The sequence below is a fragment of the Brevibacillus porteri genome (genome assembly GCF_003013475.1).
GTDB classification, from domain to species: Bacteria; Bacillota; Bacilli; order Brevibacillales; family Brevibacillaceae; genus Brevibacillus; species Brevibacillus porteri.
The window spans coordinates 25,058-45,215 of sequence record NZ_PXZO01000064.1 but is presented as its reverse complement, the minus strand read 5'-3'; the positions used below and the strand labels follow the sequence as shown (position 1 = coordinate 45,215).

Here is a 20,158-nt window from a genome sequence, read left to right as displayed (position 1 = left end):
GAATCGCCTTGCGCAGCATTGCTTGTAGCAGGGCGATTTTCATTGAACGGATAGCTTACCTCGTCTTAATGATCACCGTCATTTTTTGCTTCATTTTTGTATCCTGGATCATTCCGATGATCTCCGCTCGTTTCCATACAACAAATTTATGCTCTTGTCCGTTATGCATCTTGATTTTCATTCCGTTTGGGATCACGAACAGCGTATTCCGCTTTTCAACTGCCGCCATATCCTTCAAGTTTAATTCGAGAGGTTGTGTTTGAATATTGAGACTGTGTGGTTGAAAATAAAGTCTTTCACTCGTAATCGTTAACCTCCCACCTACTCCTTCCATTCCTCTGAATAGGTATGCTGCTATATTCTCTAGCACAATCGATTCGTTTCGCCTGAGTTCCATTTCTTCCTTTTCCCCTCCGACATACGATTCCGTTTTTTCTCGAATTGGTAGGCACTTTATATTACCATAATTAGGAATAAAGAAATCTGCGTTTCTTTTCATTAACTATCCCTACCTATTCAAAAAAAGCACTGGAGTATACAACAACGCCCGAGACTTGAGCCAGTGCATTTTCTTGCAGTTCCAAAGCCATAAATACCTCATCCGGTACGTCGAAAGGTGCTTTTATTCCCCAGTGCGAAGCTTTTTGGAAGCCAAACTTTGGGTAATATTCGGAATGCCCGAGAACAACAACAGATTGGTATCCCCGTTCTTTTGCTTTTTGGAGGGCTTCGAGAATTAATTTCTTTCCGATTCCTTTGCTTTGATAACCAGGCAGGACTGACACTGGGGCAAGTGCAAGTGACTCTATGCTCTGATTGTCATTGCGAATGGAGATTTTCGACAAAAGAATATGGCCAACGATTTGTTGATTTTCTTCATCAATCGCAACTAGAGATAACGCGGGGATGAATGCATCAGATTTTCTGATGCGAGACACCAATTCATGTTCTTTGTGATCGCTGAACTCCGCATTCGCGAATGCACTCTTTACGACCTTTTCAGTAACGGAATAATCATCTACCTGTTCTATTCTGATCCTCATGTTCATCGTTCCCATCTCCTAAATCCATATCGCTTGTGTTGCCCATATGTTATCACATCTATACAGCGAAGCGCCCTGCTCGTATGACTAGAGACAGGGCGCTTCGTTTGTTTAGGGACACAGATTAATAGGTAAACTTATTGATCAATACTTTCAGCTCTTCCGCCAATGACGACAAGGATTGAGCAGAGGATGAGATCTCTTGCATGGAGGCGAGCTGCTCCTCGGTAGAAGCTGCTACTTCCTCGGCCGTTTCGGCATTGCTTTTCGCAATGGTGACGAGCACATTGGCTGTCGCGGTTACTTCCTGAACAGCAGCCAAGATTTGCTGTGCGATCACGGAGACCTCTGCGATATGTGGATTGGTCAGTCTGGTGCTTTCCATGATGCCTTCAAACTTGTGAATCGTCTCCTCCGAAACGTTCAAGCCTTCTGCAACATCCAGTCTGACTTTTTCCATGTTGTCGACGGATTGCTTAGTTTCCCGCTGAATCTCTGAGATCAATTCTGAAATTTGCTTGGCCGACAATTGTGATTGCTCAGCCAACAGGCGCACCTCTGTAGCAACAACCGCAAAGCCTTTGCCATGCTCACCAGCCCGCGCCGCTTCAATCGCAGCATTCAATGCCAGCAAATTCGTCTGCTGGGCAATTCCGCTGATGACATCCGAGATCGTACCGATTTCTTTCGAACGATCATAGAGCGATTTGGTCATGCGATCCGACTGCTCTACCGATTCATGAATCGACTTCATCTGACTCATGACCTGAGCGACAAAGTTGCCACCTTCTTCTGCCTGAACCGTTGTTTGCTGAGCAGTATCCGACAACACATTGACACTCTCTACAATCCGTGTGACCCCTTCCGAAATGTCATGCAATGAGCGAACATTTTGGTCGATTCCGCTCGTTTGTTGTTCCGCACTGCCAGCTACCTCCTGAACAGCAGTCGTTACAAGCTCGGTTGCAATGCTCGTCTGCTGCGCACTCGCAGTCAATTGCTCCGAAGACGCTGCTACTTGCTCCGCTCTGGCCTCGACATCGGAAATGAGCGCGCGCAGGTTATCCTGCATCGTGTTAAAAGCATGGCCGAGCTCACCAATTTCGTCGTTTGACCGTACTTTAATCGGGTCAGTTAAAATACCTTGGCTCACTCTGACCGCATGTATCTTCACTTCCTGGATGGACTGGAGAAGGGAACGCAGTACAGCTGCTACAATGAGTCCTCCCAGCACCAAGCAGATCGTAATCGTCCAAAACGTTTGCGCGAAAATCGGCTGTGCAGCATCCTCAACCTCAGACAGGTACATCGACCCGGCAATTTTCCAACCAGTAGCCGGATTCGTCACATAGTAAATCTGTTTCGGGATGCTTTGCTCCTCGTAATTGAATTTACCTGTTTCTGCTTGATACATGTTATCGTAATAACTTTCTTGTGCCAGCGTTCCTGCCTGATTTTCCGGATGGACGACATACTTCTTATTGCTGTCCACTACGATGACATCTCCGTCGGAACCGATGCTGACTGAGTTTGCCAGTTGTTTGATCTGTTCAATCCCAACTGTAATGCAGATAACCCCTGCACCATCCTCCGTCGTTCTTGCTACCGCTACTAAAACCTCACCTGATACCGCCGAAATATAGGGCTCTGTCACGACGACAGTCCCTTTGTTTTCCATCGCTCTTTTGTACCAGTCTCTCGTACGCGGATCAAACCCTGCCTGTACTTCTTGCTTGGGAGCGCGGAAGTACTGTCCGTCAACCGTTCCCAGACTGATACTGGACGCTTCCGCATGCATACCCATATACATCTCCAGATGATGCATGATTTCTTCTTGAACATCAGCTGATTTCACGCTAGGTGTGATATCTTTTGCCAAATAGTCAGCATCCTTCTTTTTGCCCTCAAACGTATTGCTGACGATGAAGTTGACCAAATCGACGTTTTCGTTCGCGCTGTCCATGATCTGTCTTTCAATTTCTTGTTTCGCTTGATGGTAAGCCAGGCTTCCCACGACAAGGGAAGGGACTAGCAGAATCAAGAGAAATGTGATGATAAGTTTGGTTCGATAGCTTCTGAACCAATTCCTAAGGTTAACTTTCACTTCATTTCATCTTCTTTCTAAGTTGTATTTGGATAAACGATTCATGTTGGTGAAGTCCTAATTTTTTATATCGGTAACGAAGGAAACTTAATGAAGTAAAAAATATATAGAACTGTAATAGATATAAAAAAAGCGGGGAGTATACGGCCCCCGAGGCCATAGAAAAACCGCCCTGCTTATGTATGATAGACAGGACGGTCGATATTGAATGACTATTTAGTAGCGAAATTTATTAATCATCGCATTTAGCTCTTCTGCCAACGATGACAGAGATTGGGCAGAGGCTGAGACTTCTTGCATCGATGCGAGCTGCTCTTCTGTAGAAGCGGCTACTTCCTCTGCGGTCTCAGCATTGCCTTTTGCAATCATCGCCAACTCGTTCGCTGTTACCTTCACTTCCGCAACAGTTGCCACGATTTGTTGAGCGATCGACGAGACCTCCTCGATACGAGGATTTGTTTGTTTCGTGCTTGTCAAAATTTCCTCGAATTTATCAATCGTACCTTTGGAAATCCTTAAGCCTTCCGAGACATCGCGTCTGACTTTCTCCATAGTCTCAACGGATTCTTGCGTATCGCGTTGAATTTCTACGATAAGGTCGGAAATTTGCTTGGCCGATTCCTGCGATTGCTCCGCCAACAGCCTTACCTCTGTTGCTACAACCGCAAACCCCTTGCCATGCTCGCCAGCCCGCGCCGCTTCGATCGCTGCATTCAGTGCCAGCAGGTTTGTTTGCTGCGAAATTCCACTGATCACTTCGGAGAAGGCAACAATGTCTCTGGAACGTTCAGAAAGGGAATGGACCATGTGATTGAGCTGTTCCACAGATGCGTGAATCGAGTTCATCTGGCCCATCACCTTCTGAACCGATTCGCCGCCTTCACCAGCGTGAATGGTTGTTTGCTCAGCGATATCCGTCAATCCATGCACACTCTCTACAATTTGCGCTACGCCGGCTGATATATTTTGGAGAGAGTGGACGTTTTGGTCAATTCCATTCGTTTGCTTCTCTACGCTGCCAGCAACTTCTTGCACGGCTGTGGCAACATGCTCAGTGGCGATGCTCGTCTGCTGCGCACTCGCAGTTAATTGCTCAGACGAAGCGGCCACTTGTTCTGCTCTTGTCTCTACATTTGAAATAAGCGTGCGCAGGTTGTCTTGCATCGTATTGAACGCGCGGCCCAACTCCCCAATCTCGTCATTGGATCGAACCTGGATAGGCTCCGTCAGTATGCCCTCACTCACTTTGACTGCATGTACCTTGACCGCTTGAATCGATCGGATAATCGAGCGAAGAACAACGGTTACGATCAGTCCTCCTACAATCAAGCAAATGGCGATTGTCGCGTACGTAAAGGTGAAGATAGGCTGTACAGAGTTTAGTATCTCCGAACGATCCAGCTTTCCAGCGATTTTCCAGCCAGTCAACTCATTCGTCGTGTAGTGCACTTCTTGTTCGTTACCTTGCTCGTCATAACGGAAGTCACCTGATGCACCTTCATACATTTTTTCAAAATAGCTCTCTTCAGCCACAGTGCCAGACTCTTTTTCAGGATGAACAACGAACTTCTTGTTGCTGTCCAAAATCATGACGTAACCGTCGCTTCCGATACTGACCATGTCCGCCAGACCTTTGATCTGCTCGACGCCCATCACAATGCCGACTACACCTGATCCATCATCCGTCGTTTTAGAAATGGTAACGATGACTTTGCCTGATGCTGCTGAGACATACGGCTCGGTAATGACAGCCTTCCCCTTATTTTCCATCGCTTTTTTGTACCATTCTCTCGTTCGCGGATCAAAGCCAGCCTTAACTGTTACCTTCGGGGATTGATAATACTGTCCGTCCACTGTGCCCAAACCTACGCCATTCGTGTCCGAAAGCATTCCACTGTAAATATCCAGATGCGGCATAACGAGCGCTGCACTGTCTTTGGTAGGATACATGCTTTTGTTAATGGTTTTTGCTAAAAACTCAATAGTATCCAGCTTGGGTTTAAACGTACTCGTCACAATCGAATTGACCAGCCCGACATTTTCTTTGGCGCTGCTCAAGATCTCCTTTTCCATCTCCTGCTTCGCCTGATTGGAAGCCAGTGTTCCAACGACAATAGTAGGAACAAGCAGAATTAACAGGAAGGATGAGATTAACCTCGTTTTAAAGCTTCTACTCCAATTTATTAAGCGAACTCTCACTCATTCTCAACTACTTTCTAGGTTGTATTGGGGAAATTTTTTCCATGATATAACCCCAATCTAATATCGGCTAGGAATGAATGCGTATGTAGTGAATTTTTTACGAATAAAGTATTTTTCTGTAAGTCACTTCAACCGCGATTCATTTTCCCCAAGCGGATGAACTGTTCGTCACGTACACGAAGCTTTTCTGAGACAGACGTATCCATATACGAGTATATACCTGCTCCGGTCTTGGTACCGAGATTGCCTTCTGCTACTCTTTCTTCAATAATGGCGGGTGCTTTTGTCGAAGCATCCAGCTCTGGCGCCAGGTTATCCATCACACGCTTCCACGTATCGAGTCCACCAAAATCCATCGTCTCAATAGGCCCGACAAAAGCCCAACGATAGCCAATTCCATCCTTCATCACCGTATCGATCTGGGCTGCATCTGCCACACCCTCTGCAAGCAAGTGAAAAGCTTCTCTCATCAAGGCTGTTTGCAGCCGATTGGCGATAAAGCCCGGTACATCCTTTTTCAGCAAAACTGGGGACTTCCCGATCTCTTCCATCAGCTGCATCGTCTTGTGAACCACTTCCTGCGCCGTGCTCTCGTGCCTGACTACCTCAACCAACGGAACCAATTGGGCTGGATTGAAAAAATGTGTAATGATAAAGCGTTGTGGCGTAGTTGCTTTTTCGATCAATCGTGCAATGGAAAACGTAGACGTATTGGAAGCAATAATCGCATCTGGCCTCGCGTATTGCTCCAGCTTTTCAAACAGCTCCCACTTTAGCTCGATGACTTCTGGTACCGCTTCTGTGATGATTTCTGCATCAGATACTGCCGCTCGCAAATCCGTGGTCAGGACAATATGCTCGAGCGCCGTTACTCTAGACTGGTCTGCAATCACTCCCTCTGCAACCTGAAGGGAAAGACTGTGCTCGATGCTAGCTCTCGCTTTCATCAAAAACGCTTCCTGCAAATCATAAAGAAAAACACGAAATCCAGCCAATGCGTATAGCTGCGCGATTCCATGTCCCATAACACCTGATCCGATAACAGCCGCATGCTTTTCCATAGAAAGAGCCTCCCAGGGGTGAAATAGGTTTACTAACAAAGCTTTCCACGATCAAATACCTAGTTCCTGCCCAGCAAATTCCTACTACTTTTACCGAAATTCATCCCTATGGCGCTTGCTGGGGAAGTCAAATTTCTGTACCATTAAACAACATATAAGTATCCAATTATTGGATGGATGTTTCGTATATGGAGGTACACATGAAACTACTGAATAAAATCGTGGTCATCACAGGAGCCAGTCGAGGATTGGGTCTTGAAATGGCAAATGTTCTGGCAAAAGAAGGAGCGATTGTTTGGGCAACCTCTCGATCCGCGCCTCATCCGAACGAGATCGCACACGCTGAACCTGGAAGTGTGACGAATATACAGCTGGACGTGACAGACGAGCAAAGTGTACTTGCCCTATTTGCGCAAATACAAAGGTTATACGGACGTCTAGATGTCCTCGTCAACAATGCAGGAGTCGGCGTGTTTAAGCCTGTTGAACAAACAAGCTTAGAAGAATGGGAGAATGTTTTCCGCACCAATGTAACCGGACTCTTTCTTTGCAGCCGTGAAGGATACAAGGTAATGAAAGCTCACGGAGGCCGAATCATCAATATCGCGAGTGTCTCCGGATATATTCCCATTGCGGAAAACGGCGTTTATGGTGCTTCGAAATTTGCCGTCCAAGGCTTTTCTCAAATTTGCAATGAAGAATGGAAAAACGACAATGTAAGGGTCTCTACCATTTTTCCCGGCGCCGTTCATACAAACATGACGGAGGACCGGCATTTTTTTGATCCGAGTGCGATGCTCGTACCAAAAGATGTGGCAGATACCGTGTTAGATATCGCCTCCCGTCCCCTACACGTTCGAATCGATGAAGTCAAAATCCTTCCTCCTAAAGGCATTCTCTAGATGACAGATTAATAAGGAGAGTTTACAAATGCAGCAAGTAGCAATGATCACAGGAGCAGGCAATGGGATTGGGGCCGCAGCAGCAAAGCTTTTGGCTCAGCATGGGGTCCGTGTCGCTGTTCTTGATGTACAAGAAGAAAAGGCACAAATAGTCGCCCAAGAAATTAATCAGGCAGGCGGTCAAGCCTTGTCCATTCGCTGTGATGTCGGTCAACGAGCGCAAGTTGAAGAAGCCATCCAGCTTGCGGAATTGCATTTCGGAGATATCACCATCTTGGTCAACAATGCAGGAGTGGGCGGTCCATTCCACCGGGTGGACGAAGTCTCCGATGAAGAATGGGATTGGATCATGAATACCAATTTGAAGAGTGTATTCCTGTTTTGCAGAAACCTGTTGCCCAAGATGAAAGAAAGGAACTTCGGGCGGATCGTAAACATCGCATCTATTCAGGGCTTGCTAGGCTCTGCACATTCTTCCACCTACGTCGCTTCCAAACACGGCATGATCGGCTATACAAAAACAATAGCTGCGGAATGGGGAGAGCATGGGATTACTTGCAATGCCATCTGTCCGGGATATGTGGATACCGCGATGGGCGTACGTCCGGAGGATATTTCGGATTACATGAATCGAGTCATCGTCAAAAGCCCGGTGAAACGCGTAGCTCAGCCGTTGGAAATCGCCCAGATGATTTATCATCTCGTCGGACCGCATAGCGGGTACATCAACGGAGCGAGCATCACCATGGACGGCGGGATCAGCAGTCACATCGGAATTACGGATCAGTTGTCCTAGTTCGGACACGTAGAAAAAGCCGCACGCTCGGTCAGCTTCCACCGGGCATGCGGCCTTTTTTCTCCTATAAAAAGCGGCGGTGCACTTTCTTGCCGTCGTACGTAAACAACACTTGTCGATCCTCCACCATCGATTCCAGGTGAACGGATTTCCCCCACAAGGTATAGACGTAAGGCAATGTTTTTTCTACGTATTTGACATCCAGCTCCAGCCCCTCGAAATGATGCTTCAAGTACAGCTCTCCGGAGCGTAAGTAATCCCCATCATGCACGAGTACATAAGGAAATCCCCCGTTAACCCGTGTGCCTGCAAGACCATCGCGTACCTGTTCCCACTGCTTTTCCGCGACAACCCAATCGTTGCCCTGCTTGCCGAACATATACAAGTCTAGATCACTGACGAGGTCCTTGGTCAGGAAGTTGCGAATGAAGCTGATGTCGGACTCCAGCTCACGCACCTCGAAAATTTTCGCGCGTCCCTCTCCTGGCTTGCGCCCGAAGCGCTCCTGCTCTTCCTTCGTCGGATTATCCCAGCGTTTTTCAATGTCCTCCAAAATTTTCAGACCCAAATGATACGGGTTAATACTCGTCGTCGAAGGCTGAATGACGGAGGAATGCAGCTTGGCAAACTCGATCGTCTCCGCTTCCGTCAGCTCCATTTCCCGCAGGATGCGCATATGCCAGTAGGTGGCCCAGCCTTCGTTCATGATCTTCGTTTCCATCTGCGGCCAGAAATACAGCATCTCATCTCGAATGATCGTCAGCACATCCCGTTGCCAATCGTCTAGGATATTGCTGTATTCCATAATGAACAGCAATAGGTCTTTTTCCGGCTCTGGCGGGAATTTGCGTGGTGCTTTTACCGGCTCGGCTTCCTCTTTTGCTTTGCGGTCCAATCCCCAGAGATCGTCATAAGGAGATTGCCGTCCGTTCCTCGTCTTTTTGTTCGGCTCCTCTGGTTCTCGTTTCCAACGCAGCTTTGGACGTAGCAAGCTCGGATCGATGTGTTCCTGAATCGCCAAGCTCGCATCGAGCAAATTCTCGACAGCATCCTTGCCGTACTCGATCTCATACTGACGAATCCGCTCTCCACTGGCCGCCATGCTTTCGACCATATCCCGATTGGTGTTGGAGAAGCGCACATTATTTTTGAAAAAGTCGCAGTGAGCAAGCACGTGAGCCACAATGAGCTTGTTTTGGATCAAGGAATTGCCGTCCAAAAGAAACGCGTAACAAGGATTGGAGTTGATGACGAGCTCGTAGATTTTGCTCAGATTCAGGTCATATTGCAGTTTCATCCGGTAGAAGGACTTAGCGAATCATCAGTCATATGAAAACTGCATAAACGTTCAAAAAATATCCTCTTTTGTTAACAGGACTAAAAGCGGTTAATTAATATTAGGTAATGTGGCGCTTTTATGTTTTGGCAGAGGAGAAATCGAATGGATCGATTATTGCTGGTATTTCTTTTCAATTTACCCGAAGCAGCGGTTTTAATATTCAATGGGCTGTCCTTTTTTCATTTGCCGATACTGCGGCAATGGAAACAGCTTCTGATTGCATCAGTGACATTAGCGTTTTGGGTCTTTGTTTTAGATTCATTCGGGGTAGACTACTACCTAAAAATTTCCCTTTTCATTCTATTTCTGATTTTTTTGTTTTGGATTGTTCTTGGATACAGCATCAAAACAGCGATACTTATGGGAATAACATCAGCAAGCTTGATGGTCATTTTTGAACTTGTTATATCCAGCGTATATGCACGAATCGGTATAGATATGGGACAATTTAGCTCATTTTCTCCCACACGTATTTTTTATAGCTGGATTTACCTTGTCAGCTTATTATCGGTTGGGATTTTTATTCGGACAATTAATTGGAATCTCGGGGACCTATTGCACACAAAGGGACGTCACTATGATCACTATTTAGGTCTAATCATTGTATTTGTCTTTTTAACTCTAGGACTGCTTTTGCTGCTAAACGCTTCATCTATTGTTACTAATATTCCATCATATGAAATTGCAAAGGAAACCGAAGACTTACCCGTTTATCAGTTTCTTGCGCTCGTCTTTTCCGGGTGTACAACATTTTTCGTTTGGAAGTATATTAAAGCGAAAATTGCACATGTAGAGAAAGAAACGGAAGCACCGTACCTCGATTATTTGAATGATCTTGCCCTCAATACATCAAAAATTAGACACGACGCTCACAACCAATACACTGCGATCAAGAACCTAATTTCACTTGGAACAAAAGAGGAAGCTTTACAATACATTAACAGCCTTATCGATCAAGCGGAAGAAATAGCTCAGGGTTTCCAAGATGTACATAGCAAGCCTCTGGCTGCACTACTAATGGGGAAAAAGTCTGAATGTGCTTCCAAATCTATCGAGTTCGAGTTCCATCTCTCTCCAAATGCGGGCCAGCTGCTGGGGTGGAAAGATATCGATATGGTCACTGTTTTCAGTAATCTATTAGATAACGCGATTCGCGCAACGATAGAGGTTGAACATCCAAAAATAATCATTAAATGGGGCGTTGAAGGAAATGAAGAGGTTGTTTCCATTGAAAACACCGGGCCTACCATTCAGGCAGAGGACTTCCAACACCTTTTTGAACTTGGCTTTACAAGATACGGGGGTCAAGGTGTAGGTCTTCCAGTAGTCCACGCAACTGTTAAGAAATACTACGGTACAATCAAAGTATATTCTCAAGAGGGTATCACTCGCTTTACTGTTACAGTTCCAGTGATTAAGAGATTACTATAACGTCCAATTGCCGTATAGGAAAAAGAAACTATTTCTCTATTTTAAGTAAATGGTATAATTAGGTATATTTGAAAAATTAGGTAAAGAGGTGTTTTGATAATGCGGAATAAGATTGCAATTCCCCTAGTTCTAGGGTTAACTCTGCTCGTCGCAAATAGCGCATCGGCAAAAATTACAGAGTATGAATCATATGTGACTATAAAGAGTTCGACAAAAGAGGATTACACGATAAAGTTTTACGCTACAACACTCAACGATGACCCGCAAGCAAAGCTGTCAACGCAATCAACCTTGTATAAAGGCGATGAACACGTAGACGACGCGGAAGGCTCTGTCAGGGCATCAAGCACATATACTGATGTGCATGGACACAAGATCAGGTATAAAGTCGAAACGGATCACTTTGAGACGGTAGGCAGGAAACAGACCGATGCCGAATATTCGGAGGATACAGTCGCATATAATCCGACTGATTGGAAATTCGTCAAGTTGAGCGACGAAGAGGCGCAAGAAGAAGCGAAAGCACACAACAATCTACTCGCCCAACGAGCTACGGAGATCGCTGCTGACACTGGCGTAGACTTGGATGGATACGCGCCAATTAACAAAGGCGAGGTTTTTGACATTGATCCAGACCTGTATCAAGAGATTAGAGCGTTGACTAAGACCCAGGTAGGTGATAAAAAGCCTCAAATCCATCTGCACGAGTCCGGCAAAAGTCTGTACATACTGAGACAGTACGCGGATGGAACGAACACGGCTGTAGAGTTCGTACTGGAAAACGGCAAGTGGGAAAAGCAATAGTATAGGTACTAATAAAAAAACCGTCTCCTCTAAACAGGGACGGCTTTTTACTATGCAAGAATAAAATCAACAAATACTGGTGAACGAAGCATGCCGCTCTTTGTCCAGTTTCGCATTTTGACACGTGCTTTTATTTGCTGCTGAATGTAAACATACTCACGATCCTCACCAGTAATCAACTGTTTCGCCACTCCATAAAACGCCTGCTTGTGAGTAGGGGGAACACCAAGTTCAATTACACCTACAGGTCGTCCGTTCACATGGGCCAGCCATCCAAAGTCACCTTTACGCCAGCCGGCAATATGGACATCAGCATACGTGTAGTTGATTACCTTTATGAAATTGACTGTCCGCTTATCCGAATGGTATCGCCCGTCTTTCAGCTTGGCGACTACACCCTCCATATCTCTGGCAACACTTGCGTATGTGTGGGGGATTACGATGCTGGAGGCTTATTAAGAAGGAGTATAAGATAGACTGGCACTAAATGAGAGTTGGGTTACATCGGCTGCTGAGGGATCAGTCGCCGCAAGAGTCCTTACACGAATACCAATACGATCACCCTCAGCGACAACTAATGATACCACGTCATTTTTATTCGTTGCGGTACGGAAACCGTTTGGGATACCAGGTGTAATAACATTATTCGGAAATCCAAATCTAACCGAACTAGTCAGAGGAGTGGTCACGTAAGGTGAAGTGGGATGATCAATCCCATTATTAGGAACTGACGGTGAGCGGAATACTGTAAAATCATATTGAAGGCCGAGCGTATTTATAGAAGTCACAGCAGCAACCAATAAATCTGCACTTATTTGTAAATTTGAAACGATACCCGCAGAGGGAATGGGGAAAGCAAAACCACCTGCTTCGGGTGGCATAGTTGATTCTCCAGAACCATCAATAACTTCAACCGCAGAACTACCAAAACCCATTAACCTTGGAGCAGCTGAGACTACTGTAGCACCAACGAGGATGATCCCCGTTGAAAATGGAATTAATCCTCCACCTCCTGGTATCCCTTGTGGTCCTGGTATCCCTTGTGGGCCTGGTATGCCCATTGGGCCTTGTGGGCCTGGCGGCCCGGGGGGACAATTACATTGTACTGGAAAAATACCTGGGCAACCTCGTGGTGGTTGTCTATTAAAACAATTAAAGCAACCCATATCTTTACTCCTTTCGTTTACAAATTTTAGGTGATTCAGGTGATTGGTGCCTACTCATATATATTCAGTAATGTCTACTGGGTGATTTAGGCAATGAACCATTTCTCAGGCTATTTGTGGAGGGAAGGACACAACAGCTAGCTTTGGAAACACTCAAGCTTTCATTGTAGAGTTATCCTTTGCTGATCGTCAGTTCCGTCCCTTTCGCTCCCACGATTCAATGACTTCCATCTTGTCAGGCTCCGACCTCTTCCACTCGATGTATTCTTCGCGCGTCAACGTTTCAAGCACTGTCATTACACCTTCGCGATCACGCCCGGTCTTTACGCATATCTCGTCGATACTCGGAGGTCTCGGTTTCATCGCATAGTAATTTCCTATAATTCGTAATACCTTGCGCTCAATATCCGTGAGCAAGCGCCACCCCTCCAAATAAGAACGTTTGTTTGTATTACATGCGAACAGAATGCTAACACGCAAACAAAAAATGCCCTCCCCGGATTTCTCCGAAGAAGGGCATTCAGCTTAAATCTTTTACTTAATAGTGTTTTCTGTTCTCTAAGTCCGTTCTCTTAAATATCGATACATCCTTGTCACCAGCCATGCCCACGCGACCTTTCCACCAATGAGAGCAAAACCACTTTTTATTCGCGATGGGAGTTGATCATATTTTCCAATGAGCTCCTGCTCTTTCGTAAACAAATATGTTTCAAACTGTGGATATTTGCTTTCGATATGCGCCATAAACGCATATACCCGAGGGAAGAAGTCAGCAGCCATGAGACCGCCAATAAAAAGGAGCAGAGCCATCAGCCAGCCCCACTCCACGAAGAAACTTACCACTTGATCGAGCATCATCATTTACTAACACTTCCTTTCATCATCCGAACTGTTTTTGTTGCTTGATCCCATTCGATTTGTAGACAAAGTGCAGCAGCCAGCTCACGAGCTGGAGCATATGCCGATCCCGAAATGAGCTTTTCGTTTAGGTCTTTGCCGTTAACACGAACATCCTTCGTCTGTTCAATCCACTCCACTTTTCCGCCAGCAGCATTAGCTACCGCTCTGACAGGTAACATGGATACACCATCCTGTAGGAAACCAGTCACCGATAACAACGAACCATTCAGGCTGATTGCAACCGGGACTTGCTTTGGCTTATCCACTTTACTCACAGCTTTTTGCAAGAATTGTGAGTAATTTGTTCGGAATGTACCCATCGGGAATGCAGGACAGTTTTTCCACGCATAGCCGGGGTACTCCTGGTGACCAAACACCTGCTTCATGGATGGAATCTGTACCTGCAAGTGCTGGATCAGGCGATTGGCGGCATCAAGTTGCTCAGGCGTCGGTTTCTGTGTCCGGAAGTCCCCGACAAGGCATATGCCTAACGCATGACGGTTGCTGTTACCGACATGGTAGGAAATTGCCTCTGGATCGTTGCACCAATAAATCACCCCATCCTTTTGAATCACATAATGATAGGCAATGCCCGGCCAGCCGTTTGTGTTAACGTGATAGCGTGCGAATGCCTCCGGTGATCCGCTCAATGTAGCCGAATGATGGACGGCTGCCGAACGGATATCCGTCAGCTTACGCCGTCCATACTTTAGTGTTTTGTGGCGTGGTAAAGAGGAGCGAACGTCGACCACGCGCGCACCTTGAATAGTCATATTCATTTTTATTTCTGCTCCTTTCTTGCGGCTCTCTCAGCCTTTGCTTTGATCTCTGATCCGACCAAGTTAACAATCGATTTCGGAACAGGCCAGCCAGCTCGGTGAGCATTTGCTGTGAGGCTGTTCCATGTGTGATAGAGTAGACCGAAAGTGACTCCATAAAACAGAAATCCGGGCGTGCCCATCACCCGATCCAGCAAATTTGCTACGGCAGGCAGTGCAAAAAGAAATAGCGACCGTGGGATTCGGGATAGGCCATAATCAGACGAGTAGGATTGATCTTTTTTTGCTGCGGAAATACCTGTGATCCAATCCAAGACAATCATGAAAAAGAGCACAATCAGGATGTCTTGGCGGTTTGTACCGTATAGATAATGAAAAACGGGAGACACGATTGCACCCGCTGTTGTCGCCCAAGCGTTTGCTGGGGTTGCTACGTTTTCTAGGCTTTGAAGAAATTTCATCAGCTCATCTTCTCCTCACCCCCACGGGGCAAAAATTAAAGGAGCCGCGTTAGCAGCTCCCCTATGAAATCCTTATTTTGTTGAACCTTCTTGTTCAAGTTTCTCGATTCGTTTCTCTAGTTCGCTCATTTTTTTCTTGAACCATGTTCGTATGAGAAGATAAGTGACTACACTCACTGGCAGCCATACGAAAATGATTAACCAAAGAAAACTTCCCCAGTCCCATGTGAATCCAATATCACCATTCATGTAATGTCCTCCCCTGATTCATTCTTAAAAGATAAGACGCTCTGGGTTCCGGGAAAGTCTCAAAGGAGAAGGAGCAGCTCCCCATAAAAAAACACCTTCGCTCTTTTGAGAGAAGGCGTTAAGTTGTTTGTACTGTAGCTAAGTGTTCAGCAACAGGTAAGCGGTAGGGTTCCGGAATTACTTTTTCTGCTTCCATCCCAGTCGGTTCTAGTGACCAGCCGCATTTTACTAAGTAGGCATAAACCGGAATCATATATTTTACCACCATCATTTTTCACCCCCTTTTAATGTTTGAACTTCTTTTTGCAATACCTCAACAGTCTCATGTAATGCAGCTATCGCTTCATAAGCCGATTGGAGCTCTATATTTACCTTTGCTTGCTCACTTGTACGTAGTTGAGCCAAATCGGTTTGTTTTAAGTGTCTGCCCATGGCTTCGCACCTTCCTATTCGTAACTGATCCCGAAACCGTCAATTTCTATCGGACCTAGCCGTTCTTTTGCATCTACCGTAATCTTTAGCGCCAAGCCCCAGTCAGGTGCGGTTTTAATCAGGTTCTTGTATCTGAAATAGTCTCCAGATAAAAAGACGTCCGTTACATCCTCCCAGGTCGGGTTTGCGTCGTTTGCATTATTTGAAGATTGGACAGTTAAGACGGCTGGAGCCTTTGTGTCCAAGATTTCGAAGAAGTCCAGGGCGCAGCTCATCCCTAGTGCTGCGGGGTCTGCTTTTTCATTTCGATTGACGATCTTAATTTTGTGCGGCCCATAGGGTAATTTCGTGTTTTCATAAACGACTTGCTGCTTTGTATTGCCTACGTACCCTTCAGGTACATACTGACTGACGGTTTTAACCAGCACATTGTCTATATAAACGTCTACCAGCCCATACCAAGGGCTTAACCAACTGCCAAAGCGAATGCCTGTACCGATAAAAGACAGCTCGGCCCAGGCCCCGGCTACCCCTGCTATGTATGCAATTGTTCCCTGGCTGCTTCCAGCGTCTACATAGTTAATGTTGTTCCAGGCAAGCCCCCCGCTGCTGTACGTGATTCTTGAGTCGGTGTTTTCTACCCGTTTTACTGCTGGTACGTGAATAGGTAGCGTCGCAAATTTTGAAAAAACGCTTCGATCTACAGGGGCCGTCGTTTTGATTGGCTTTGTTTGTAGTGCCAGTGTTGTTCCGCAGCGTATCCGTGTTTTACGTTGGATGGTCTGGGTATTATCGACATACGGGTAACGCAGGGCCAGCAGTTCACCACTCCATGACGGATCAACACTAATCAGCTCATATTCAGCCTTCGAGATTTCATACACCCTTACCTGGTCAAAGTAGGCGTACTGCCCTGCTTCGGTCGGTGTAAAACCTAAATCCAGATTGCCAGGATAGTCGGTCGTAGGTGCGGTTTTACACCAGTAGAAATTAAATTTCGTTTTGTCATAGATTTGCCAGCTAGCACTATATGTAGGCCCGCTCGGTATAATACGCGCCCCATTTTCCGCGTTTCCATTTTTAATAAAACCTAGAATTACGTAATACTTGCCCGCTTTCCATCCTCCTACGTCCTTATAAGCTGCGGCTACATTTTTATTGGTAGCCGTTACCTTAATACTGGCATTACCATCTACTTTGTTTGTCGTATCCGTTATAACGGTGCAATTGTACGCGCCCCAATCTGCTGCGCTCTCACATTTCCCGCTTGTCCCCAATCGGTTTGTAAGCGTCTGTTGATCCGTCCATTCTGACAACGTACCCGTAAGGCCATCCTTCGCAGCCATTCGCCAGTAGTAAGTCTTTCCTTCGGTAAGCGGTTCTCCGTAGTAAGCGTCTACCCCTATGGTATAGCGAACTTTGTTGTACTTCTTCACCCCATCTATTAATACGGTTACATCGTCAATGTATGCAGTCATATTCGGTGCACCATCTACAAAAACCCGTACCAGTAAGGTCTTAGTGTTTGCTGGTATCGTTATGCTGGAGTCTGAAATTTTCGTAAAGCCTGTCGTTATACCTTCAACGACGATACCGGATGTATCTATCAAGTTCTTACCATTCGCATCATACGCCACTAAATCGACGTTTAGCCTTCCAGTTGCGTATTTCGTGATATTAACGTAGGCGTCTAGAGTTACCTTATCCCCTGGTTTCCAGCCCTTTAATTCCTGCTGTACGCCGATATTGTTTCCGCTGGCCGCAACAATTCGTAGTGAGTAGTTTCCGTTACGCTTTTGTTCGTGCGCATTGTTGATTTTGTCGCCCGTACCCAGCGGTCCTACGTCCCATTTCCAAATTCCTCCGAGAACTCCTTCGAAACCGTAGTCCCTTACTAGCTGCGCAGGCCGGATTTTGCCGCCAGGTTGAAAAGTGTCCCATACGGTGCCGTCGAAGGCTTCCCAGCCCTCTATCCTAAAGTCGCTTCTGAAATCCAAAAGGTTTTCGGTAAACGCGCTGTTTGTCGCCAACTGCAAAACGAATGCCTGGGAGTCGTTTTCTACATCGTCATTTATTGTTGCTTCGAAAACGGGTCGCTTCCCCACCCGCAGCGTATCTGGGATATGGTCGGGTATTGGCTTCCCTGGAATGTTATTGGTGATAAATCCCCCCCCATCTCCGTAAATAGAAATGCAGCCCGAATCAGTTACGATAGACGTTGCAACCGCAGCCCCCGGAGCTGACCAGCGATAAACGCTACCATCTACCAATAGTGCATAGGTTTGTCCGTCTACTACGTCTACCAATGACTTAACCGATGAAGGGAAGCCCGTTACCTGTGCAAATGACGGGTTATCTACAGCGACGGCTGACCATACTGTACCATCATGTTTCAAATAGTTAAGTCGTCCTGTACTCCCACCCGACATAGACATTTCTTTTACATTGGTGCCGATTTGTACAACACTGGATGAATATACGTAATATAACGTACCGTCACTTGCCAGTGCCATTGTACCTCTTTGCCCGATACGTACCGCAACATAGCTTTTGTTTGTCGGGAAAACTGTGTTATTTAACGTACCGTCGGCTTTAACATAAACGAATTCGCTGTTAATCCCGTCCCACATCGCTTGAGCCGTTCCCAGGTTGGTAGGCATAGTGTTTGAACTGATGTACCGTTCAAGCGTTCTGTTTTTATACAGAACATGAAGGTACGGCCCGCCTGTATCGACTTTTGCTACTCCTGTCTTAAACTTCTGCCAGCTTCCCGTAAAACCATACGCACTTCTGAAATTTATAGCGTCTTGATTCGTCATGCCCGTATTCGACTTAATGTATAAATCGCCATTTGCCAAAACAACGCCATACAAACTAGAAGACGAAGAATAAAGACCGACGGCTACGTGAACAATGTCGTCTGGAAACGTGTGGGCATCTATCGTAGTCGTACGCTTACCTGTTTTAATAAAGGGAATGTTTTCTATTCCCGTTGGATAGCCCATGTATTCATCATCCTTTCTACGCTAGGTACACTTTCTTATTCGTGCTGTCATGCTTCGTAGCCCCGTTCAATAGGTTGACATCTTCTAAATCTATAAATGATTCAATATAAATATTGCTTGTCAACCCATTTAAAACTGCCCCTTTTACGGTCTCCAACTCAAGAGCCATTTCCAAAATGTTTTTTTTATTAATATCTGCCCTCCTATGCAGATGAGCTATCTCTGACTTTGCTACAGTTTCAAATTGCTCTATTTTTGAATCGATCTGATCAAAGTTTTCGTTGATTTTTTTGGCCCCTGTCAAAAGACTGTCAGGGGCGCTTGGATCGATAGATATACGATTCTTCATTTACGTCACATCCTTATGAGGTATGCACCATCAATGCCCGCGCTTTCGGAGTTATTGTCTTCACAGTCGTGTTCTGCTTTATCCGAATCCTCAGCTTTGTGGAGGATGAAACAGTGCGTTCAAACTTCAATCGCGTAAACTCGTCATCAATAGGCGTTTGTTCGGTTGCTGATCCCATAGCCGTCCATGTCTTCCCACCATCGATGGAATATTCAACAGTTTGTGACGTACCACTTGGTGTACTCAACTCCACGTATACAGTAACTTTCGTAAACGGGGCCGTTGCTGTAATTTCTCGACTCAAATATACGCCATTCTTTTTATAAGCCATCGGGATTAGACTTACACTTGACTGGACGACTGGTGACGAACCAGATGTCTTAAATAAAGCCCGTACATGCACCTTGTTCGTTGGCTGCGTTAACCATGTCACATCCAGATCATCAAGTGCATACCAATTTCGCTCATCTATGGAGTATTGCCACAACAGCGCCGAATTTCGAGGTACAAGTTGACTTGCTGAAAGGACAAGTTGAGTCACTTGGTTGGCAGACACCGGATTAAATTGGAGTTTTGCGTCGTTCATGAATTTTGCTCCGTAAAGCTTAAACTTCAAGTCGGAGTCCTGATGTGCTGTCCATGCCGAACCGTTGGAGCTTGAAAACAGGACACCCACGTCATATGGCTGGCGTGAAACAGTTTTCCTAGATATGAGGTCTTGTGCACTCATTCGCGCTACAAACGCTCTATATTGACTAGAAGGTGTCAGAAGCACGATCGCATACTCCGTATTCGCCTGTAGTAAGATCGGCTCAGGAAACCTTACCTTTGTTGCCCTACTACTATCATTGGATACGTTCACCTGAGAAGAATTGATCGCGACTGAAGATAAGATCGTCATAGAAGGATAACCATTCACTACTGTGCGAAGTTGTACCGTTAAGTCCGCTACCGGGTCCTTCGTGCCCAAGTACAAATCAACTGATGTCACAAACCGCTCATCTGTAAGCATAAAGGTTTGTGCAAGTGGATCAGTCAGTCGCCAAGATGGAATCTGCCAAAATGTCTGCTCGACCACCTGCTTCCTACCAGTCCCTACATAAGACGCTTTCGCTTCATTTTGTTTGGTAACCAT

General features: G+C 45.9%; 21 protein-coding genes and 1 pseudogene. 4 read left to right on the top strand and 18 right to left on the bottom strand.

Going from position 1 to position 20,158, the window contains the following annotated elements; all coding sequences use genetic code 11:
- Nucleotides 1-55: 55 nt before the first annotated feature.
- The 5 genes from C7R92_RS27810 to C7R92_RS27790 form a co-directional block, all read right to left on the bottom strand.
- Nucleotides 56-397, bottom strand: a complete 342-nt coding sequence (locus C7R92_RS27810) for a GRAM domain-containing protein (protein WP_069846435.1) — start codon at nt 395-397, stop codon at nt 56-58.
- Nucleotides 398-512: 115 nt separating this feature from the next.
- Nucleotides 513-1,049, bottom strand: coding sequence for a GNAT family N-acetyltransferase (locus tag C7R92_RS27805; protein WP_106836390.1), 537 nt, complete (start codon nt 1,047-1,049; stop codon nt 513-515).
- Between the two features lie 118 nt (nt 1,050-1,167).
- The gene (locus tag C7R92_RS27800; RefSeq protein WP_106836389.1) at nt 1,168-3,147 is read right to left on the bottom strand and encodes a methyl-accepting chemotaxis protein; all 1,980 of its coding nucleotides are present in this window, start codon (nt 3,145-3,147) and stop codon (nt 1,168-1,170) included.
- Nucleotides 3,148-3,363: 216 nt separating this feature from the next.
- Nucleotides 3,364-5,346, bottom strand: coding sequence for a methyl-accepting chemotaxis protein (locus tag C7R92_RS27795; RefSeq protein WP_106836388.1), 1,983 nt, complete (start codon nt 5,344-5,346; stop codon nt 3,364-3,366).
- Between the two features lie 131 nt (nt 5,347-5,477).
- Nucleotides 5,478-6,410, bottom strand: coding sequence for a 3-hydroxyacyl-CoA dehydrogenase family protein (locus tag C7R92_RS27790; RefSeq protein ID WP_106836387.1), 933 nt, complete (start codon nt 6,408-6,410; stop codon nt 5,478-5,480).
- A gap of 200 nt (nt 6,411-6,610) precedes the next feature.
- Between C7R92_RS27790 and C7R92_RS27785 the strand changes: the two genes are divergently transcribed.
- Both C7R92_RS27785 and C7R92_RS27780 read left to right on the top strand, forming a co-directional pair.
- Entirely contained in the window at nt 6,611-7,312 is a 702-nt protein-coding gene (locus C7R92_RS27785; RefSeq protein ID WP_106836386.1) for an SDR family oxidoreductase, read from the top strand.
- A gap of 28 nt (nt 7,313-7,340) precedes the next feature.
- Entirely contained in the window at nt 7,341-8,108 is a 768-nt protein-coding gene (locus C7R92_RS27780) for an SDR family NAD(P)-dependent oxidoreductase (protein WP_106836385.1), read from the top strand.
- A 64-nt stretch (nt 8,109-8,172) separates the two neighbouring features.
- Here C7R92_RS27780 and C7R92_RS27775 read toward each other — a convergent pair.
- Nucleotides 8,173-9,426 (bottom strand): annotated as a pseudogene (locus tag C7R92_RS27775) (SpoVR family protein); the annotation flags it as partial.
- A 123-nt stretch (nt 9,427-9,549) separates the two neighbouring features.
- Between C7R92_RS27775 and C7R92_RS27770 the strand changes: the two are divergent.
- Nucleotides 9,550-10,878 carry a sensor histidine kinase gene (locus C7R92_RS27770; RefSeq protein WP_158265780.1) on the top strand — a complete coding sequence of 443 codons (1,329 nt, stop codon included), beginning with the start codon at nt 9,550-9,552 and terminating at the stop codon, nt 10,876-10,878.
- A 99-nt stretch (nt 10,879-10,977) separates the two neighbouring features.
- Entirely contained in the window at nt 10,978-11,682 is a 705-nt protein-coding gene (locus tag C7R92_RS27765; protein ID WP_106836383.1) for a hypothetical protein, read from the top strand.
- Nucleotides 11,683-11,732: 50 nt separating this feature from the next.
- Here the strand turns inward: C7R92_RS27765 and C7R92_RS27760 are convergent, their stop codons facing one another.
- The 12 genes from C7R92_RS27760 to C7R92_RS27720 form a co-directional block, all read right to left on the bottom strand.
- Entirely contained in the window at nt 11,733-12,086 is a 354-nt protein-coding gene (locus C7R92_RS27760; RefSeq protein WP_244195849.1) for a hypothetical protein, read from the bottom strand.
- A 51-nt stretch (nt 12,087-12,137) separates the two neighbouring features.
- Nucleotides 12,138-12,743, bottom strand: coding sequence for a hypothetical protein (locus C7R92_RS31930; RefSeq protein ID WP_158265779.1), 606 nt, complete (start codon nt 12,741-12,743; stop codon nt 12,138-12,140).
- Nucleotides 12,744-13,037: 294 nt separating this feature from the next.
- Nucleotides 13,038-13,328, bottom strand: coding sequence for a MarR family transcriptional regulator (locus C7R92_RS27750; RefSeq protein WP_244195848.1), 291 nt, complete (start codon nt 13,326-13,328; stop codon nt 13,038-13,040).
- 78 nt (nt 13,329-13,406) lie between these two features.
- The gene (locus C7R92_RS27745) at nt 13,407-13,709 is read right to left on the bottom strand and encodes a hypothetical protein (RefSeq protein WP_244195847.1); all 303 of its coding nucleotides are present in this window, start codon (nt 13,707-13,709) and stop codon (nt 13,407-13,409) included.
- Entirely contained in the window at nt 13,706-14,527 is an 822-nt protein-coding gene (locus C7R92_RS27740) for an N-acetylmuramoyl-L-alanine amidase (RefSeq protein WP_106836382.1), read from the bottom strand. Before C7R92_RS27740 ends, C7R92_RS27745 begins: the two co-directional genes overlap by 4 nt.
- Before the next feature lie 2 nt (nt 14,528-14,529).
- Nucleotides 14,530-14,988, bottom strand: coding sequence for a phage holin family protein (locus C7R92_RS27735; RefSeq protein ID WP_106836381.1), 459 nt, complete (start codon nt 14,986-14,988; stop codon nt 14,530-14,532).
- A 72-nt stretch (nt 14,989-15,060) separates the two neighbouring features.
- Nucleotides 15,061-15,237, bottom strand: coding sequence for a hypothetical protein (locus C7R92_RS32465; protein ID WP_164724554.1), 177 nt, complete (start codon nt 15,235-15,237; stop codon nt 15,061-15,063).
- A 118-nt stretch (nt 15,238-15,355) separates the two neighbouring features.
- On the bottom strand, nt 15,356-15,508 hold the full coding sequence (locus C7R92_RS32460; protein WP_167403236.1) for a CD1375 family protein: 153 nt from the start codon (nt 15,506-15,508) through the stop codon (nt 15,356-15,358).
- The gene (locus C7R92_RS32135; protein ID WP_158265778.1) at nt 15,505-15,669 is read right to left on the bottom strand and encodes a hypothetical protein; all 165 of its coding nucleotides are present in this window, start codon (nt 15,667-15,669) and stop codon (nt 15,505-15,507) included. Before C7R92_RS32135 ends, C7R92_RS32460 begins: the two co-directional genes overlap by 4 nt.
- 14 nt (nt 15,670-15,683) lie before the next feature.
- Complete coding sequence (locus C7R92_RS27730) at nt 15,684-18,674, bottom strand: RCC1 domain-containing protein (RefSeq protein WP_106836380.1); 2,991 nt, start codon at nt 18,672-18,674, stop codon at nt 15,684-15,686.
- A gap of 16 nt (nt 18,675-18,690) precedes the next feature.
- Nucleotides 18,691-19,023 carry a hypothetical protein gene (locus C7R92_RS27725; RefSeq protein WP_106836379.1) on the bottom strand — a complete coding sequence of 111 codons (333 nt, stop codon included), beginning with the start codon at nt 19,021-19,023 and terminating at the stop codon, nt 18,691-18,693.
- Nucleotides 19,024-19,036: 13 nt separating this feature from the next.
- Nucleotides 19,037-20,158, bottom strand: a complete 1,122-nt coding sequence (locus C7R92_RS27720; protein WP_106836378.1) for a hypothetical protein — start codon at nt 20,156-20,158, stop codon at nt 19,037-19,039.

Excerpts from the sequence above, each read along its gene's own strand:
- C7R92_RS27810 (WP_069846435.1), bottom strand. The coding sequence starts at position 397 with ATGGAACTCAGGCGAAACGAATCGATTGTGCTAGAGAATATAGCAGCA.
- C7R92_RS27805 (WP_106836390.1), bottom strand. The coding sequence starts at position 1,049 with ATGAACATGAGGATCAGAATAGAACAGGTAGATGATTATTCCGTTACT.
- C7R92_RS27790 (WP_106836387.1), bottom strand. The coding sequence starts at position 6,410 with ATGGAAAAGCATGCGGCTGTTATCGGATCAGGTGTTATGGGACATGGA.
- C7R92_RS27785 (WP_106836386.1), top strand. The coding sequence starts at position 6,611 with ATGAAACTACTGAATAAAATCGTGGTCATCACAGGAGCCAGTCGAGGA.
- C7R92_RS27780 (WP_106836385.1), top strand. The coding sequence starts at position 7,341 with ATGCAGCAAGTAGCAATGATCACAGGAGCAGGCAATGGGATTGGGGCC.
- C7R92_RS27770 (WP_158265780.1), top strand. The coding sequence starts at position 9,550 with ATGGATCGATTATTGCTGGTATTTCTTTTCAATTTACCCGAAGCAGCG.
- C7R92_RS27765 (WP_106836383.1), top strand. The coding sequence starts at position 10,978 with ATGCGGAATAAGATTGCAATTCCCCTAGTTCTAGGGTTAACTCTGCTC.
- C7R92_RS27760 (WP_244195849.1), bottom strand. The coding sequence starts at position 12,086 with ATGGAGGGTGTAGTCGCCAAGCTGAAAGACGGGCGATACCATTCGGAT.
- C7R92_RS31930 (WP_158265779.1), bottom strand. The coding sequence starts at position 12,743 with ATGGGCATACCAGGCCCACAAGGGATACCAGGACCACAAGGGATACCA.
- C7R92_RS27745 (WP_244195847.1), bottom strand. The coding sequence starts at position 13,709 with ATGATGATGCTCGATCAAGTGGTAAGTTTCTTCGTGGAGTGGGGCTGG.
- C7R92_RS27740 (WP_106836382.1), bottom strand. The coding sequence starts at position 14,527 with ATGAATATGACTATTCAAGGTGCGCGCGTGGTCGACGTTCGCTCCTCT.
- C7R92_RS27735 (WP_106836381.1), bottom strand. The coding sequence starts at position 14,988 with ATGAAATTTCTTCAAAGCCTAGAAAACGTAGCAACCCCAGCAAACGCT.
- C7R92_RS32465 (WP_164724554.1), bottom strand. The coding sequence starts at position 15,237 with ATGAATGGTGATATTGGATTCACATGGGACTGGGGAAGTTTTCTTTGG.
- C7R92_RS32460 (WP_167403236.1), bottom strand. The coding sequence starts at position 15,508 with ATGATGGTGGTAAAATATATGATTCCGGTTTATGCCTACTTAGTAAAA.
- C7R92_RS32135 (WP_158265778.1), bottom strand. The coding sequence starts at position 15,669 with ATGGGCAGACACTTAAAACAAACCGATTTGGCTCAACTACGTACAAGT.
- C7R92_RS27730 (WP_106836380.1), bottom strand. The coding sequence starts at position 18,674 with ATGGGCTATCCAACGGGAATAGAAAACATTCCCTTTATTAAAACAGGT.
- C7R92_RS27725 (WP_106836379.1), bottom strand. The coding sequence starts at position 19,023 with ATGAAGAATCGTATATCTATCGATCCAAGCGCCCCTGACAGTCTTTTG.
- C7R92_RS27720 (WP_106836378.1), bottom strand. The coding sequence starts at position 20,158 with ATGGTTACCAAACAAAATGAAGCGAAAGCGTCTTATGTAGGGACTGGT.